Origin of the sequence: Paraburkholderia sediminicola (genome assembly GCF_046027355.1) — a bacterium.
GTDB lineage: Bacteria > Pseudomonadota > Gammaproteobacteria > Burkholderiales > Burkholderiaceae > Paraburkholderia > Paraburkholderia sediminicola_B.
In genome coordinates this window covers 16,501-32,716 of sequence record NZ_JAQQEK010000038.1, presented here as the reverse complement: position 1 = coordinate 32,716, position 16,216 = coordinate 16,501, and the positions used below count along the sequence as shown (strand labels likewise).

At 64.1% G+C, this 16,216-nt stretch carries 9 protein-coding genes and 1 pseudogene; 4 read left to right on the top strand and 6 right to left on the bottom strand.

Going from position 1 to position 16,216, the window contains the following annotated elements:
- Window positions 1-126: 126 nt before the first annotated feature.
- From PQR42_RS38615 to PQR42_RS38590, 6 genes are all read right to left on the bottom strand, one after another.
- Window positions 127-1,428 carry an acetyl-CoA C-acetyltransferase gene (locus tag PQR42_RS38615; protein WP_408218564.1) on the bottom strand — a complete coding sequence of 434 codons (1,302 nt, stop codon included), beginning with the start codon at window positions 1,426-1,428 and terminating at the stop codon, window positions 127-129.
- Window positions 1,429-1,567: 139 nt separating this feature from the next.
- The gene (locus PQR42_RS38610) at window positions 1,568-2,503 is read right to left on the bottom strand and encodes a MaoC family dehydratase (protein WP_408218559.1); all 936 of its coding nucleotides are present in this window, start codon (window positions 2,501-2,503) and stop codon (window positions 1,568-1,570) included.
- Window positions 2,504-2,505: 2 nt separating this feature from the next.
- Window positions 2,506-3,924 carry a 3-oxoacyl-ACP reductase gene (locus PQR42_RS38605; RefSeq protein ID WP_408391187.1) on the bottom strand — a complete coding sequence of 473 codons (1,419 nt, stop codon included), beginning with the start codon at window positions 3,922-3,924 and terminating at the stop codon, window positions 2,506-2,508.
- 157 nt (window positions 3,925-4,081) lie between these two features.
- Window positions 4,082-6,580 carry an acyl-CoA dehydrogenase gene (locus PQR42_RS38600; RefSeq protein WP_408391190.1) on the bottom strand — a complete coding sequence of 833 codons (2,499 nt, stop codon included), beginning with the start codon at window positions 6,578-6,580 and terminating at the stop codon, window positions 4,082-4,084.
- A gap of 463 nt (window positions 6,581-7,043) precedes the next feature.
- Window positions 7,044-7,910 carry a TetR/AcrR family transcriptional regulator gene (locus PQR42_RS38595; RefSeq protein ID WP_408218552.1) on the bottom strand — a complete coding sequence of 289 codons (867 nt, stop codon included), beginning with the start codon at window positions 7,908-7,910 and terminating at the stop codon, window positions 7,044-7,046.
- A 356-nt stretch (window positions 7,911-8,266) separates the two neighbouring features.
- Window positions 8,267-9,487: an MFS transporter gene (locus PQR42_RS38590; RefSeq protein WP_408218550.1), complete on the bottom strand. Its 1,221-nt coding sequence runs from the start codon at window positions 9,485-9,487 to the stop codon at window positions 8,267-8,269.
- A 402-nt stretch (window positions 9,488-9,889) separates the two neighbouring features.
- On the opposite strand from PQR42_RS38590, the gene PQR42_RS38585 reads away from it, so the two are divergent.
- The 4 genes and pseudogenes from PQR42_RS38585 to PQR42_RS38570 all read left to right on the top strand — a co-directional run bounded on the left by PQR42_RS38585 (window position 9,890) and on the right by PQR42_RS38570 (window position 15,969).
- Window positions 9,890-10,264 (top strand): MAPEG family protein, encoded by a 375-nt coding sequence (locus tag PQR42_RS38585; protein ID WP_408218547.1) that lies wholly within the window; start codon window positions 9,890-9,892, stop codon window positions 10,262-10,264.
- Between the two features lie 164 nt (window positions 10,265-10,428).
- The gene (locus tag PQR42_RS38580) at window positions 10,429-11,760 is read left to right on the top strand and encodes a chloride channel protein (protein ID WP_408391193.1); all 1,332 of its coding nucleotides are present in this window, start codon (window positions 10,429-10,431) and stop codon (window positions 11,758-11,760) included.
- Between the two features lie 559 nt (window positions 11,761-12,319).
- Window positions 12,320-13,425, top strand: a pseudogene (locus PQR42_RS38575) (porin).
- A gap of 84 nt (window positions 13,426-13,509) precedes the next feature.
- Window positions 13,510-15,969 (top strand): glucose/quinate/shikimate family membrane-bound PQQ-dependent dehydrogenase, encoded by a 2,460-nt coding sequence (locus PQR42_RS38570; protein ID WP_408391196.1) that lies wholly within the window; start codon window positions 13,510-13,512, stop codon window positions 15,967-15,969.
- Window positions 15,970-16,216: the final 247 nt, after the last annotated feature.

The window sequence follows — 16,216 nt, the reverse complement described above, 5'->3', positions numbered from 1 at the left end:
CCTGAAGCTGTGGCTTCATCTCTTTGTGTGCTGGTCTTGCGGCCAGTCATCGAAGCAATCCACGCGAGTGTGGCAGCGTGTGAAGCAAAAACATGCGGCGAAGCAAACACTGAAACGCATGTCATGTCAGCGTTCCAGAATCGCGACCACCCCTTGGCCGCCCGCCGCGCAGATCGAAATCAGCCCGCGCGCGGTGCCGGCCGGTTTGTCGAGTTGCGCGAGCATTTTCGCGAGGCCGGCGACGATGCGTCCACCCGTCGCCGCGAACGGATGGCCTGTGGCAAGCGAGCTGCCGTTCACATTTAATTTTGCCCGGTCGATCGCGCCGAGCGGGCCCGGCAAGCCCAGTTGCGTGCGGCAATACTCGTCATCCTGCCACGCCGCGAGCGTGCACAACACCTGGGCGGCGAACGCTTCGTGGATTTCGTACAGGTCGAAGTCCTGCAACGTGAGCCCGGCGCGCGCCAGCATGCGCGGCACGGCGTAGGCGGGCGCCATCAGCAGGCCTTCTTTCTTGTCGAAGAAATCGACGGCGGCTGTCTCGGACCAGCTCAGGTACGCGAGCACCGGCAGTCCATGACGCGCGGCCCATTCTTCGCTCGCGAGCAGCACGGCGGAGGCGCCGTCGGTGAGCGGCGTCGAATTGCCCGCGGTCAACGTGCCCGCGTCGCGGTCGAACACCGGCTTCAGGCTCGCGAGTTTTTCGAGCGTGAGGTCGGAGCGCAGATTGTTATCGCGCGCGAGACCGCGGTAGGGCGTCATCAGATCGTTGACGAAGCCGCGCGCGTACGCCTCCGTGAGCTTGCGGTGGCTGTCATAGGCGAGCACGTCCTGCGCCTCGCGCGAGATGTTCCAGCGCTTGGCCATCAGCTCGCAATGCTCGCCCATCGACAGGCCCGTGCGGGGCTCGCCGTTGCGCGGCAGGAGCGGCTTGAAAAACATGCCGGGTCGCAGCTTGGTCAGCGCGCTGACGCGTTGTCCGGTGCTCTTGCCGCGATTCGCTTCGAGCAGAATTTTGCGCATCCGCTCGTTGACGCCGATCGGCGCATCGGACGTCGTATCGACGCCGCCCGCGATGCCCACTTCGATCTGCCCCAAGGCGATCTTGTTGGCGACGAGGATCGCGGCTTCGAGTCCGGTGCCGCAGGCCTGCTGCACGTCGTAAGCGGGCGTTTCCTTGGCGAGCGTGGTGGACAGCACGGATTCGCGTGTCAGATTGAAGTCGCGTGAATGCTTGATGACGGCACCCGCCGCGACTTCGCCCAGACGTTCGCCGTGCAGGTTGTAGCGGTCGATCAGGCCTTGCAGCGTGAAGGTCAGCATGTCCTGATTCGACGCGGTCGCGTAGGCGGTATTCGAGCGGGCAAACGGAATCCGGTTGCCCCCGACGATGGCGACTCGGCGTACGGCTGGCAGCGGGTTGGACATGCTCGGCTCCTTCGGGTCGTCCCTGGTTATTGAATGATGCGAATGATGCAAATGGTGTGACGGTTGATGCCGATGCTCCTGCTCCAACAACGATTTCATCCGCCCTGAATTCCACTACTGGACGCACGCTGCGCGCACCTCATTGCAGCCTCCATTGCATGCGGCCGCGCAAATGCGGTTTCTGCCCGGCGATGTCGCGCACTTCGATGTCGCGTTCGATCAGCGAAGGCGACGCACTCCATAGCGACGCCTCGCCGGGCAGCAGCATCGGCAGTTTGAATTCGGCGCTGAGCGTGGCTTCCGCAAGCGGCTTCGGCGGCTGCAACGCGGAGGCGGCGCGCGCCAGTGTCCACATACCGTGTGCGATCGCGCGCGGAAAGCCGAAGGCTTTCGCGGACAGCGCGGTCAGATGGATCGGGTTGTAATCGCCGGACACGCTTGCGTAGTCGCGGCCCAGTTGCGACGCGAGTTGCCAGCGCGCGATGCGTTGCAGCGCTTCGGGCCCAAGTTCGAGCGGATCGAGCACGCTGCCGCTCGCCGGCACGCCGCGCTTCAGATAGACGCTGTCGCCGTCCCAGACCGCTTCGCCGCGCCGGTACATGCGGGTGTGCAACACGAACGCCTGGCCTTTGTCGTGGCGCAGCAGCGCGCCGAATTCCACCTCGACGCGCAGCATGTCCTTGTAGGCGAGTGGCCGGCGCAGGCGCACATGGTTGGCCAGATGCACCAGGCCGAGCGCCGGCCACGGAAACGCCGGGTCGGTCAGCATCAGCAGATGCAAGGGAAAGGCGAGCAGGTGCGGATACGTGAGCGGCACGCCGTGCTCGGGGATGAAACCGCACACGCGCGCGTAACGCCAGATCGGCCCCGGATCGAGCGCGACGGCGGGGCGCACCAGCCGCAGCGGCGGCAGATGCGTCTCGCGTCCACGTTTGACGATGCCGGACAACGCGCGCGCATAGAGCTTGGCGGGCGCGGGCAAGGTGTCGATCACGACGGTCTTGGGCCGCACCGCGTCCTGCCGCGCCGTGTTCGATAGAGGACTGCCGCCGAACGGATCACCGGGCTCACCCATGGTCACGCTCCAATCAGGCTTTGTCCGCACACGCGCACGATCTGGCCGCTTACGCCCGCCGATCCCGGATGCGCGAGCCACGCGATGGTCTGCGCGACGTCGACTGGCTGGCCGCCCTGGCTCATCGAATTCATACGGCGGCCGGCTTCGCGGATCGTCAGCGGAATCTTCGCGGTCATCTGCGTTTCGATGAAGCCGGGCGCGACCGCGTTGATCGTGATGCCGCGCGCGCGCAGATGCGGCGCCATGCTCTGCACCCGGCCGATCACGCCGGCCTTCGAGGTGGCGTAATTGGTCTGGCCGAGATTGCCGGCAATGCCGCTGATCGACGACACGCCGATGATGCGCCCGCCGTCGCGCAGGATGCCTGCGGCGAGCAGGGCGTCGTCGATCCGCTCCTGCGCGGACAGGTTGATGTCGATCACGCTTTGCCACGCGGCCTCGGTCATCTTCGCGATGGTTTTGTCCTTCGTGATGCCGGCGTTGTGCACGACGATGTCCACGCCCTGTTCGTCGAGCGCGGCGGCGATCTGCGCGGGCGCTTCGGGCGCGGCGATGTCGAAGGCGAGGGCGGTGCCGTTCAACTGACGCATGGTTGCGTCGAGCGCGTCGCGCGCTGTTGGGATGTCGATGCCGATCACGTGCGCGCCTTCGGCCGCCAGCACGCTCGCAATCGATGCGCCGATGCCGCGCGCCGCACCCGTCACGACGGCGCGGCGGCCCGCGAGCGGCTGCTGCCAGTCGAACGCGGGCGTGGCATCGCCGCTCACGCCTGAACCGGCGGCGATGCGTACGACCTGGCCCGACACATATGCCGAGCGCGGCGACAGAAAGAACCGCAGCGTCGCTTCCACGCGGCTCTCCGCACCGTGCTCCACATACACGAGATTCGCGGTGATGCCGCGCCGCGCTTCCTTGCCGAGCGACCGCGTGAAGCCCTCGAGCGCGCGTTGCGCGGTCCACTGACGCGGCGTCGCGCAAGTTTCCGGCGGCCGTCCCAGCACGATGATGCGCCCGCACTTGCCGAGCGAACGCAGTGTGTCGTGGAAGAAGGCGTGCAACGGTTCGAGCTGCGTGCTGTCTTCGATGCCGCTCGCGTCGAACAGCAGCGCCGCGAGTTTGCCTTGCGAGCCGGACTCGGCGGCTTCGAAACGGCCTGTCATGAGACCGTGGCGGTTGGCGAGCGGCACCCACAAGCCGGCGCTTTCATGCGCGACGCTCGTCACGCCGATGCTCGCCACCAGTGTCGCCAGCGCGTCAAGCAGATGCGGCTCGCGGCCCGCGCCGAGCGCCACCTGTCCGCCGAATTCGGGCTGGTCCGCGCGATAGCGGCGCAGCACCTCGGGCTTGGGCAGGCCAAGCGAACGCGCAAGGCGCGCGCCGAACGGCGAGTTGACGAAGTTCAGATAAGAGTCGTTCATATTATTAGTCGCTCCGCTGGCCACGCCGCAAGGTTGCCCCCTCGGGAGACGCCCCGCAGGAAGTCTTCGTGAGGGGCGTCGAACGTGTGTCAGTGTGCACCGAGTTCGGCGCGCGCGGCGCGCCTTCCCGGGATGTTTTTTTAAGCCGGCGCCGAACTCAAGCCGCGAGCCCCAGCGCCTTTTCCAGCGTCTCCTTGCGTTTTTGCAGGTTGGCGAGCATGTCGAAGTCGGCGGGGAAATCGTCCACCTTCACAACTTGCGCGGCGTAACGCGCGTAGTCGTCGAGCACGCGCCGGTCGTCGGCGTCGATCAGGCCTTTTTTCTGTGCCGCGTCGGTCCAGGCGGCCAGTTGCGGCAGGCTCTGCGGCATTGGTTCGATCAGGCCTTGCTTGACTGCGTCGCGCAGCTTCTGCTCGATCTGCGTGAAGCGCGGGTTCAGCTCGAACACCAACTCGCCGTAGCCGAGCGCGTCGACATCCGGATGCGGCACGTATGAATCGGACACCAGACGATTGCGCGCGGCGCCCGGCGTTTGCATCAACTCGGCAATCTCGCTGCCGAGCTGGTCGGACGGCTCACGGTAGGGCAGCCCGAATGGGAACGCGAGCATGCGCACGAGACCGGCGGCAAGGCGATTCGAATAGTTGGCGAGCACGCCGTCGAGCGCGTGTTGCGCCTTGTACAGCGAATCCTCGACACCCCAGCGGACCAGCGGCAGGTCTTCTTCCTGACGGCCTTCGTCTTCGAAACGCTTGAGCGTGGCGGAGATCAGATAGAGCTGGGACAGCACGTCGCCCAGACGCGCGGAGATGCGCTCGCGGCGTTTCAGATCGGCGCCGAGCACGAACATCGAGACATCGGCGAGCAGCGCGAACGCGGTGGACAGGCGGGTCGCCGCGCGGTAGTACGCATGCAGCGGCGCATGCGCCGTGCGCGGTTTGTCGATGAAGGCGCCGCCCGTCACGCCATAAACGAAACTGCGCACCACGTTGGAGAGCGTGAAGCCGACATGGCCGAAGAACGCCTCGTCGAAATCGCGCAGCGCCTTGGCGTGGTCCGTTTCGCGCGTGGCGGCCATTTCCTTCAGCACGTACGGATGACACCGAATCGCGCCCTGGCCGAAGATGATCAGGCAACGCGTGAGAATGTTGGCGCCTTCCACGGTGATCGAGATCGGCACCTGCTGATAGGCGCGCGCGAGAAAGTTCGACGGCCCCATGCAGATGCCCTTGCCGGCGGTGATATCCATGCCGTCGTTGATGACCATGCGGGCGCGCTCGGTGATGTGATACTTCGCGATCGCCGAAATCACCGAAGGCTTTTCGCCGAGATCCACCGCGTGCGCCGACAGGCGGCGCGCGGCGTCCATCACGTAGAGGTTGCCGCCCATGCGGCCGAGCGCTTCCTGCACGCCCTCGAACTTGCCGACGGCGGTGCGGAACTGGCGGCGAATCGCGGCGTAGGCGCCGGTGCCGCGCACGGCGATTTTCGCCATCCCCACATTCGACGAAGGCAGCGAAATCGCCCGGCCCGCCGCGAGACATTCCATCAGCATGCGCCAGCCGTTGCCGACCTGCGCGCGCCCGCCGATCACCCAGTCGAGCGGAATGAAGACGTCCTTGCCCGAGTTCGGGCCGTTCTGGAACACGGCGTTGAGCGGCCAGTGGCGGCGGCCGATGTTCACGCCCGGATGGCCGGTCGGAATCAGCGCGCAGGTGATGCCGGGTTCGTTGTCCGTGCCGAGCAGATGGTCGGGATCGAGCGCGCGAAAGGCGAGGCCGAGCACGGTCGCAATCGGGCCGAGCGTGATGTAGCGCTTGTCCCACGTGACGCGAAAGCCCAGCGTCTCGCGGCCTTCGAACGTCCCCTTGCACACGATGCCGACGTCCGGAATCGCCGCCGCGTCGGAACCGGCGTAGGGGCTCGTCAACGCGAAGCAGGGGATTTCCTCGCCACGCGCGAGGCGCGGCAGGTAGTGGTTCTTCTGCTCGTCGGTGCCGTAGTGCAACAGCAGTTCGGCGGGGCCGAGCGAATTCGGCACCATCACCGAAACGGCGGCGGCCGAGCAGCGCGTGGCGAGCTTCATGATGACCTGCGAATGCGCGTAGGCGGAGAACTGCTTGCCGCCGTACTGCTTCGGAATGATCATGCCGAGAAAGCCGCGTTCCTTGATGTACTGCCAGGTTTGCGGCGACAGGTCCTGCCAGACCATGGTGGTTTCCCAGTCGTTCGCGAGATCGCAGAGTTGCTCGCATTCGACGTCGAGGAACGACTGTTCTTCCGCCGTCAGCGTGGCGGGGCCGTAGCCGAGCAGCTTGTCCCAATGCGGACGTCCCGAGAACAGTTCGGCGTCCCACCAGACCGTGCCGGCTTCGATCGCATCGCGCTCGGTCGGCGACATCTCCGGCAGGATCTTGCGGAAGATGTCGAGCACGGGCTTGGCGAGCCACGTGCGGCGCAGCGGTTTGAGCGCGAGCACGAGGGCGGGGAGGACGAATAGGATGGCGAGCAGCGTCGTGACCACCGCACCCGCCGCTCCGCTGACATGCGCGGCCGTCACCCACACGATCATGAAGGCAAGCCACCAGGCCGCGCGCGCCTGAACGTAGACGAGCGCGATAGCGGCAATGACGAGTATCAGGATGAACCACGGCATGACGTTTCCTCCTCTTTCGATGGTGCGAGCGAGCGCATCCACCTAGTGCGGACGGTTCGCATTCTATTGATTTGCTGCCTCACGCTCGCGCTGCCTCGCCGCGCGTTCGCGTGTTGCCTGTGTTTGTTTTCCTGTCGCGCGTGCTGCGTTTGCTTTTGCGTGTCGTCTCTCCTAGTTCGACAGCGCGGCGTTGCTTAGGTGCGGGACTTAGACGTGCTGCTCAGGTATGCGGCGTTCATCGTGTTCGGCTGCCTTCTTGCTGAGTGTTGACTGAGTACTTGTTGCCTGTCTGGCGCTGACCGGTGGTGTAGGGATTGCCGGTCGATTCCTTATTCGAAGCTGCGGCGTGCTTACTATTGCGCGGGTTGCCCACATGGCGCGGTAGGGATCCGTTTGCTTGCTCGCGCGTGCGCCGCGTGCGGGCCACGGCTCATGACAGCGCGCTGCCCGCGGCGCTCGATCGTTAACCCGCGCGGTGAAATGCGTGCTGACGTGAACCCGCTTCCATATCGCCGCCACGATGTTCGCCTTCCGATACGACCGGCGATGGCGACCCCGATCCGCCTTCAGTGTGTGCCGCGCTCGCGCCTTCCGCACCGCCGTCGCCGGCGCACTCCGCGCCGCCTTCGCTGGCGTCGCCGAGTACCGCGGCGAACGCGGCCAGTTGCGAGCCGTCAGGCAGCGGCGCCTTGAGCGCGGCCACCATCAGCGAGGCGAGACGGGCGATGAGTTGCAGGTCGTTCATCGACTTGCCCTGCGAGAACTCGGAAATCAGGCTGTCCGTGTCGGTGCCGGCCAGCACGCCCGACAGCGCGCCGATCGCGAAGTGCAGACGCCAGCCGAGTTCCTCGCGGGGCAGATGCGGCAACGCACGCTGAAACGCGTCGAAAAAACGCACCGCCACCGAAGCATAGTGCCCGTTGAGAAAGTCGCGAATGAACGACGACGGATCGGTATAAGCGCGCCCCAGCAAACGCAGAAACGCGTTGCCGCCGACGCGCGGATCGCGCGACAGACGCAGCGCCGGAATGAACATCGCGCCGAGCACGTGCTCGCAGGTCAGGCGCTCGCCGAGCATGGTGTCGAAGCGATCGAGCAGCTTGAGCCGCTCCTGGTTGAGGTGGTCGAGGCGGCGCGACAGCATCGAGTGAATCAGCGATTCCTTGCTGCCGAAGTGATAGTTCACTGCCGCGAGATTGACTTCGGCGCGCGAAGTAATCTGGCGCAACGACATAGCCTCATAGCCGCATTCGATAAAGAGTGTTTCGGCGGCGTCGAGGATGCGGGACTTCGTGTCGCCGGCATGCCGGCCTGTCGTGCGAACTGCCATATCGCGTCTCCCAGTTGCCGGGCGTTCGGCCCGCAAACAAGCAATTCAAATGCTTATTTGAAACAGCTGTTTTTTCAGGATAAGAAGAAATGAGGTGTGCGATCAAGGGGTCACAGTCGACTAACTCCTCTAGAAGACCTGAAGAAGGTCGACCTTCCATGCACGCGGCGCGTCAAACCGCGCGGAAATAAAAAAGGCCGTTCCGATGGAAATCGGAACGGCCTCGTATTGCTTGCTACCTTGTTTGGCCTTGCTGCTATTTGCTGACGTGTGCTCTGCGTCGCGGCGGTTCGCGCCGTCTTTGCGCCTATTGTTCCCGATAACGCGCCGGCAAAATAGCTGTATGGTTCGAACGCTTAAACCCGTGCAGCAACCTGCCTGGCCGACTGCGTCATGTCGATGCCGCGGCGCTCGCGGCTGAACGGAATCAGCGCGGCGATCACCACTGCCACGATGCCGATCACGACTGCCATGATGAGCGCGTAGTTGTTGCCGTGCGCTTCGGCAGCGCTCGCCTGCAACGGTCCGTTCACCGACGCGATCAGATTGCCGAGTTGATACACGAGGCCGGGGAACGTCGCGCGAATTTCATCGGGCGAGATTTCGTTCAGGTGTACTGGAATTACACCCCACGCGCCCTGCACGGAGATCTGCATCAGGAAGGCGCCCACCGCGAGCAGCACCGGTGTGGTCGAGAAGGCCCACAACGGCAGCACCGGCAACGCGATCAACGCAGCAATGAAGATCGCGCGCTTGCGGCCGATCTTTTCGGACAACGCGCCGAAGAACAGGCCGCCGCAAATCGCGCCGATGTTCAGCACGATTGTGATCCACGACACCGTATGCGCGTCGAACTGATGCTGCACGCGCAGGAAGGTCGGATACAGATCCTGCGAACCGTGCGAGAAGAAGTTGAATGCGGTCATCAGAATGATCGCGTACAGCGACAGCTTGACGTTCTGCCTGAGCGTGGCGACGAGACCCGGACGCGCTTTCTTTTCGAGCGTCTTGAAGGCTGGCGATTCCGGCACATGCGCCCGCACGTACAGCACGAGCAACGCCGGCAGCACGCCGACGAAGAACATGCCGCGCCAGCCGATGTACTGATAGAACACGCCGAACACGACCGAGGCGAGCAGATAGCCGCTCGGATAGCCGGCCTGCAGCAGACCCGAGACGATGCCGCGCGACTTCGGCGGCACGGTTTCCATGGTCAGTGCGCCGCCGACGCCCCATTCGCCGCCCATCGCGATGCCGAACAGCGCGCGCAGCACAAGCAGCGTGGCCAGGTTCGGCGAAAAGCCGGACAGCAATTCCAGCAGCGAGAAACACGCGATGTTGACCATCAGCGTGGGACGGCGGCCGTACTTGTCGGCGAGCCAGCCGAAAATCAATGCGCCGAGCGGACGCATCACCAAGGTCAGCATGATGCCGAAGGCGACTTCGGGGATTTTTGTATTGAACTCCGCCGCAATATCTTTCAATACGAACACCATTAGAAAGAAATCGAATGCGTCGAGTGTCCAGCCCAGATAGGCAGCGATCGTGACGTTTCTCTGTTCCCGTGTCCAACTCATTGATTGTTCTCCTGGTTCTCCAATCACCCGTGTTCAACGAAGGGTGGCTCCGCAGCCCCGCACGCCCCGTGGCATGGACTTCGAGCGAGTGTACGCCGACTGTTAAACGCTTGCGTGAATGAACGCGCGTTTATCCGTATTAATCCCTGGAGTAGATTTCATGCGGCGCCCGATTTATGTCGGGTAAATGTAATTATTGTATTAATGGTGTGTGCAGTTTAGTTTGTTATTTGTAATCTATTTCGGGTGCGATTTTCTTGCTGATCCGGTCATATTTCACTTTAGATGATTCGCTTATCGGTAGAGGTGGCGCTCGCGGGATTCCGGTTGGCGGCGGCACGGGCCGGCGGGTATAACAGCGGCTCGCGGCATTTCGTGTCGCGCATACAAGGAGACTAACTCATGACGATTCCGCATTTATGCCTGCTCATCGTGGCGCTGTTGCCGTTTCCGTGGACCATGCTGGCGAAAGTCAGCAAGCGCTACGACAATCGCACGCCACGCGCTTATCTTGCCGGTCTCGAAGGCTGGCGCGCGCGGGCTCATGCGGCGCATCAGAATGCGTGGGAAGCGCTGGCGATGTTCACCGCCGCGATCGTCGTGGCGGGACAGGCGGGCGGGTCGGTTACGTGGATCAACTGGCTGGCGATCACATTCGTCGTCGCGCGTGTGCTGCACGGCGTGCTGTATGTCGCGAACCTGGCGTCGCTGCGTTCGCTGGTCTGGTTTGTCGGTGTTGCGTGTGTGGTGTCGATGTTCTTCGTTTCCGTTCGCTAGGCACGTGCGTGACATCGCGCCAGTCGCGCGGTGTGAGCCGGAAAGGCTTCACTTTCAATATATGCAGCATACGCATCAGTCGAGCTGAAAAATCAATTTGATTCATGTTGCGTCGCGGAATACCATGGTCGCCATCCCACTTATTTCGCCTTGGTCGACGCGCCATGTCAGTCAAATCAATCACTTCGGAGCCTGTACGCCGCGAGCGGAGTCCGTTTGCCGTGGTCGCCGCGGTCACGCTGCTCACGGGTATCGGTGCCGGCCTCGGCGGCATGCTGCTCGCGTTGCTGCTGCACGGCATCCAGCATCTCGCATACGGCTACAGCGTGACGCACGTGATCAGCGCCGAGAGTTTTCTGCAAGGCGTCGCCGGTGCCGCGCCCGAACGCCGCCTGCTCGTGCTGACGCTTTGCGGCCTGGTCGCGGGGCTCGGCTGGTGGGCGCTGTATCGGTTCGGCCGGCCGCTCGTGAGCATTCGCCAGGCCGTCAAGTCCGACGATCCGCGGATGCCCGTCATGAGCACGACGATCCATGCGGTGCTGCAGATCGTCACCGTGGCGCTCGGCTCGCCGCTCGGTCGCGAAGTCGCGCCGCGCGAAATCGGCTCGGCGCTTGCCGGCTGGCTGTCGCGTCGCGCGGGTCTGTCGGTCGCGCAGAGTCGGATCATGGTGGCGTGCGGCGCGGGCGCCGGTTTAGCCGCCGTCTATAACGTGCCGCTCGGCGGCGCGGTGTTCGTGCTCGAAGTCCTGCTGGGCACCTTCGGCTGGCCCGCCCTGGTGCCGGCCATCGTGACCTCGTCGGTGGCCGCGCTGGTTGCGCAATTGGGACTGGGCAACGAGCATCAATATCTCGTGCCGTATATGACGCTGAGCCCCACGCTCGTGGTCTGGTCCGTGGTGTGCGGTCCGATCTTCGGCGTGGCGGCGTGGAGCTTCGCGGAACTGATGAAACGCTCGCGGGCGGCCGCGCCGAAGAACTGGCGCCTGCCGGTGTTGTCGCTGCTGAACTTTGCGATGATCGGCGTTCTCGCGATGCATTTCCCGCAGTTGCTCGGCAATGGCAAGGGACCTGCGGGACTGGCATTCGATGGTGGCTTGACCATCAGTCTCGCCGCGATGCTGCTGGTGCTGAAGGTGGTGATCACCGCGAGCAGTTTGCGCGCGGGCGCCGAAGGCGGCCTGCTCACGCCGGGGCTGGCGAACGGCGCGCTGCTGGCGATCGTGCTCGGCGGATTGTGGAGCCTCGTGTGGCCGGGGGCGTCGTTGGGCGCATTCGCGGTGGTCGGCGCAACGGCGTTTCTCGCTGCCTCGATGCAGATGCCAATTACAGCCGTGGTGCTCATGTTCGAATTCACCCGCGTGAGCCAGGATTTTCTGATTCCTGTGTTGTTTGCCGTGGGCGGCGCGCTGCTGGGTTTTCGTGCGTGCGCGAAGTGGGCGCCTGCGGTGCAGTCGAGCTTTGGGTTTAGCTGGAGTGGGGCGAGCAAAGCGCGATAAGGCTCAGGTCCAGGCGGCAGCATGGTCGATGTCATGCCATGCCGTCAGAAGCGAAATCCGGCCGCCGGAAAGAAGCAAGGTCAGAAGTAAGGAAACCAGCGAAGCCCAATGGTTCAACGGGCAGTTTCGATGCCCCACGAAGCACTCATTCTTCACTGCATGAAAGACGTAGCCGCGAGAACGACGCTGATCGTGCGGAACGTTGCCAACCATCTTCGCCCGATAGCACTCAGCTTCGGGCTGCCCTTGGCGTCAGCGTGCCTCGCCTGGGCGTCGGGATACGGGCAGACCTGCGAGCGAATCAGGGTAACCGGCTACAACTAATATGTCATTCCAAGTCGCTGCTGCGCCTCCTAATATGCATAGCTCTAGCCAGAGCGCATTCGCAAGCGCCTGAACGTCAGGGTAGTGCTCGACGATCCGCGCGAATCACAACGAGCGTTATAGCGAGCACTCGAGTCGGTAGTCCGACTCTGTCACCTTCCGGCGTACGCTTTCTATCAGCACAGCGTCCAGGACGGCAAGGGAGAACGAAAGGAGAATCAACCTGGAATCTCACGTGAAATATCAACTGTGCGGTGTCGTCCTGCTCGCAGCCAGCGCGGCTGCTTCTGCACAATCGAGCGTGACGCTGTATGGCCGTGTCGATGGCGGTATCGAATACCTGAATCACATTGCCAACGGCACGGGTGGCAGTTCGAGCCGTTGGAGCGCGGAAGGCGGCGACTGGGGTACCAGCATGCTGGGCTTCAAGGGCACCGAAGATCTCGGCGGCGGCATGTCCGCACTGTTTGATCTCGAAACCGCGCTGCAGATCATGAACGGCACGACTGGCGGCGGCAGGCTCTTCTCGCGCCGCGCGTATGTAGGCCTCAAGAACGAGACGTGGGGCCAGTTGCAGGCCGGGCGCAATCTTTTCATCGACAGCGACGGCGTCTGGGAATTCGATCCGTTCGTGCAGCAGGCCGTGTCGTCGGCTTCGCTCGTGCGCGGACGCAATTGGCAGCAGACCAGCAACAACGTCGAGTACCACAGCCCGGTCTCTTCCATGGCTTTGACGTTCAGGGCCAATATGCCTTTGGCAATCAGGCGAACGGCTTCAACAACGGCGCCGCAGGCGAGTTCGGCCGCTCGGACGGCATCATGCTGACCTATCACTCGCCGCTCTTCGACGTGCGCGGCATCTACGACGAGCTACGCGATTCTAGCGGCCGCTTATCCAACATCTTCACGGCCTCGCGCGAGTATTTCGTCGGTGCGAACGTGCGCGTGCAGAAGTTCAAGATTCAGGCGGCCTACACGCACTACGCGGCACCCGATTCGCCCGCAGGCGTAGCCGACAGCGCCGACCACTACTGGCTCGGCGCCACGTATCAGGCCACGCCACGCTGGGCCGTGACGGCGGCGGGCTTTTATATCCGGGTAGGCGAGGGCGCCGGAGATGCCGCGCACGACCCTGGCAGCCATGCCTTGCTCTATGCGCTCGGGACCACCTATAACCTAGACGCGCGCACCTTCCTTTACGGGACCGTCGCCTATGTGAACAACAGCAGGAACGGTACGTTCTCAGTGTTCGCGACGCCGCGCGATTCGTCCTCGCCGACGAGCCCGATAGCCGGCGAATCGCAAACCGGCGTGTACGTCGGAATGATGCACACGTTCTGATATGCTTTTTACCATGCTCCGGCGCGTGAATTCGGCGTCGGTACTGGCGGCAGGCGACATCCACTCAAGAGGGTTGAGATCATCATGACCAGTCAGTCGAATTCGCGGGGCGTGATCGGCGTCATCACATTGCTCTTTACGGCGCTGACCGCGCTCTATCTGCTGATCGGCGGCGCATGGCTGCTCGCGGTCGGCGGCTCCGCTTACTATCTCATCACGGGCATCGTGCTATTCGGTGTGGCCTGGCTGCTTTGGCGGCGCAGTCCCGCCGCGCTCGTGCTTTATGCGCTTGTGCTGATCGGCACGGCCATCTGGGCTCTGCTGGAGTCGGGGCCCGACTTCTGGGCGCTCGCGCCGCGCTCCGGTGTGCTTGTCATCTTCGGCGTGTGGTTGCTGCTGCTCATGAGCTGGCGGCTCCCGGGCGAGCGCAAGCTGGGTGTCGCGTCGCTCGTCGTCGCGCTCGTGGCTTGGGCGGGCGTGCTCGTGTACGCGAGCTTCAACGATCCGCAGCAGGTCAACGGCACATTGAGCGCTTCCTCGCCCGCAAGTGCTACCAGCACCGGGATCGACGCCGCCGACTGGCCCGCCTATGGGCGCACCCAGGAAGGCACGCGCTACTCGCCATTGCAGCAGATCACGCCTGGGAATGTGAAGGATCTCCAGGTGGCCTGGACCTTCCGCACGGGTGACATGAAGGGGCCCAACGATCCTGTCGAAATCACCAATGAAGTCACGCCGATCAAGATCGGCGATCTGCTTTACCTATGCTCGCCGCATCAGATTCTGTTCGCGCTCGACGCGAAGACGGGCACGCTCAAGTGGAAGTTCGATCCGAGACTGAAGTCCGATCCGTCGTTCCAGCACGTGACGTGCCGTGGCGTGTCGTATGTCGATTTGTCGGCCGGCGCCACGGCAGCTGCACCCGCTGCCACACCGACGAGCGATGCCGCGGCAGCTGCTGCCGCGCCAGCGAGCGATTCCACCGCAACTGCTGCCGCGCCGACAAGCGATGCCACGGCCGCCTGTACGCGCCGCATCTACCTGCCGGTCAACGACGGCCACCTTTACGCGCTCGACGCGCTGACAGGCCAGCGTTGCGAGGGCTTCGGCAACCACGGCGACCTCGACCTTCAACACGCCCAGCCGGTCACGACGCCGGGCATGTACGAGCCCACCTCGCCGTCGATCATCACCAGCAAGGTGATCGTCGTGGCGGGCGCGGTCGAGGACAACTTCTCGAACCGTGAGCCCTCAGGTGTCATCCGCGGTTTCGACGTGCGCACGGGCGAGTTGCTCTGGGCGTTCGATCCGGGCGCGAAGGACCCGAATCACATTCCGGGCGCGGGCGAGCATTACACGTGGAATTCGCCCAACTCGTGGGCACCCTCCGCCTACGACGCGAAGCTCGACATCGTCTATCTGCCGATGGGCGTCACGACGCCGGATATCTGGGGCGGCAATCGCACGCCGGAGCAGGAGCGTTACGCCAGCGGCCTGCTCGCGCTTCACGCCTCGACCGGCAAGCTCGCCTGGTTCTACCAGAGCGCGCACCACGATCTGTGGGACATGGACCAGCCGTCGCAGCCCACGCTCGCCGACATCACCGGCAAGGATGGCCAGACCGTGCCGGTCGTGTACGCGCCGGCCAAGACCGGCAACCTGTTCGTGCTCGATCGCCGCACCGGTGAGCTCGTCGTGCCGGCGCCCGAAACGCCCGTGCCGCAAGGCGCCGCCCCCGGCGACCACGTTGCGCCGACGCAGCCGTTCTCGCAGCTCACGTATCGCCCGTCGAAGAACCTGACCGACGCGGACATGTGGGGCGCCACGATGTACGACCAGCTCGTGTGCCGTGTGATGTTCCACAAGCTGCGGTATGAAGGCACGTTCACGCCGCCTTCGCTGCAGGGCACGCTGGTGTTCCCGGGCAACCTGGGCATGTTCGAGTGGGGCGGCATTGCCGTCGACACCGACCGTCAGATCGCCGTCGCGAACCCGATCGCGCTGCCGTTCGTCTCACGTCTGATTCCGCGCGGCCCCGGCAACCCGCTGGAGCCGGTGCCGGGTGCCAAGGGCAGCGGCACGGAGTCGGGCATCCAGCCGCAATACGGTGTGCCGTACGGCGTGGTGATCAACCCGTTCCTCTCGCCGTTCGGCTTGCCGTGCAAGCAGCCGGCATGGGGCTACATCTCCGCGATCGATCTCAAGACCAATGAGATCGTGTGGAAGAAGCGCATCGGCACCGTGCGCGACAGTTCGCCGATTCCGCTGCCGTTCAGGATGGGCATGCCGATGCTGGGCGGTCCGATCGTCACGGCGGGCGGCGTCGCGTTCATCGGCGCGACCGCTGACAACTACATCCGCGGGTTCGACGTGAACAACGGCAAGCAAGTTTGGGAGGCCCGCCTGCCCGCGGGCGGCCAGGCCACGCCGATGAGTTATTCGATCGACGGCCGTCAGTACGTCGTGATAGCGGCGGGCGGGCATGGCTCGTTCGGCACGAAGCTCGGCGACTATGTGATTGCCTACGCGTTGCCGCAGCAGTAAGCGGCGCACCGGGAGGCCCTAGCCTCATACAGCGGCATGCCGCGCGCGCGAGAAGCGCGCCGCGCATGCCGTTTTTCTCGTGCTCCGGTTTCTGGCATTGCGCCGGCGGTGGTTCAATAACTGGGACGGCGGTGCAAGCAATAGCCGGGAAGGCGGGAAGCGTGGACAATAATTTCCAAATGGAATTCCCAGCCTTACAGCAACCATCTTGCATGGGATCGGAGTCAGTGTCGAAGCACTAGCTCCG

Coding starts and splice junctions, on each gene's coding strand:
- PQR42_RS38615 (WP_408218564.1), bottom strand. CDS start 1,428: ATGTCCAACCCGCTGCCAGCCGTACGCCGAGTCGCCATCGTCGGGGGC.
- PQR42_RS38610 (WP_408218559.1), bottom strand. CDS start 2,503: ATGGGTGAGCCCGGTGATCCGTTCGGCGGCAGTCCTCTATCGAACACG.
- PQR42_RS38605 (WP_408391187.1), bottom strand. CDS start 3,924: ATGAACGACTCTTATCTGAACTTCGTCAACTCGCCGTTCGGCGCGCGC.
- PQR42_RS38600 (WP_408391190.1), bottom strand. CDS start 6,580: ATGCCGTGGTTCATCCTGATACTCGTCATTGCCGCTATCGCGCTCGTC.
- PQR42_RS38595 (WP_408218552.1), bottom strand. CDS start 7,910: ATGGCAGTTCGCACGACAGGCCGGCATGCCGGCGACACGAAGTCCCGC.
- PQR42_RS38590 (WP_408218550.1), bottom strand. CDS start 9,487: ATGAGTTGGACACGGGAACAGAGAAACGTCACGATCGCTGCCTATCTG.
- PQR42_RS38585 (WP_408218547.1), top strand. CDS start 9,890: ATGACGATTCCGCATTTATGCCTGCTCATCGTGGCGCTGTTGCCGTTT.
- PQR42_RS38580 (WP_408391193.1), top strand. CDS start 10,429: ATGTCAGTCAAATCAATCACTTCGGAGCCTGTACGCCGCGAGCGGAGT.
- PQR42_RS38570 (WP_408391196.1), top strand. CDS start 13,510: ATGACCAGTCAGTCGAATTCGCGGGGCGTGATCGGCGTCATCACATTG.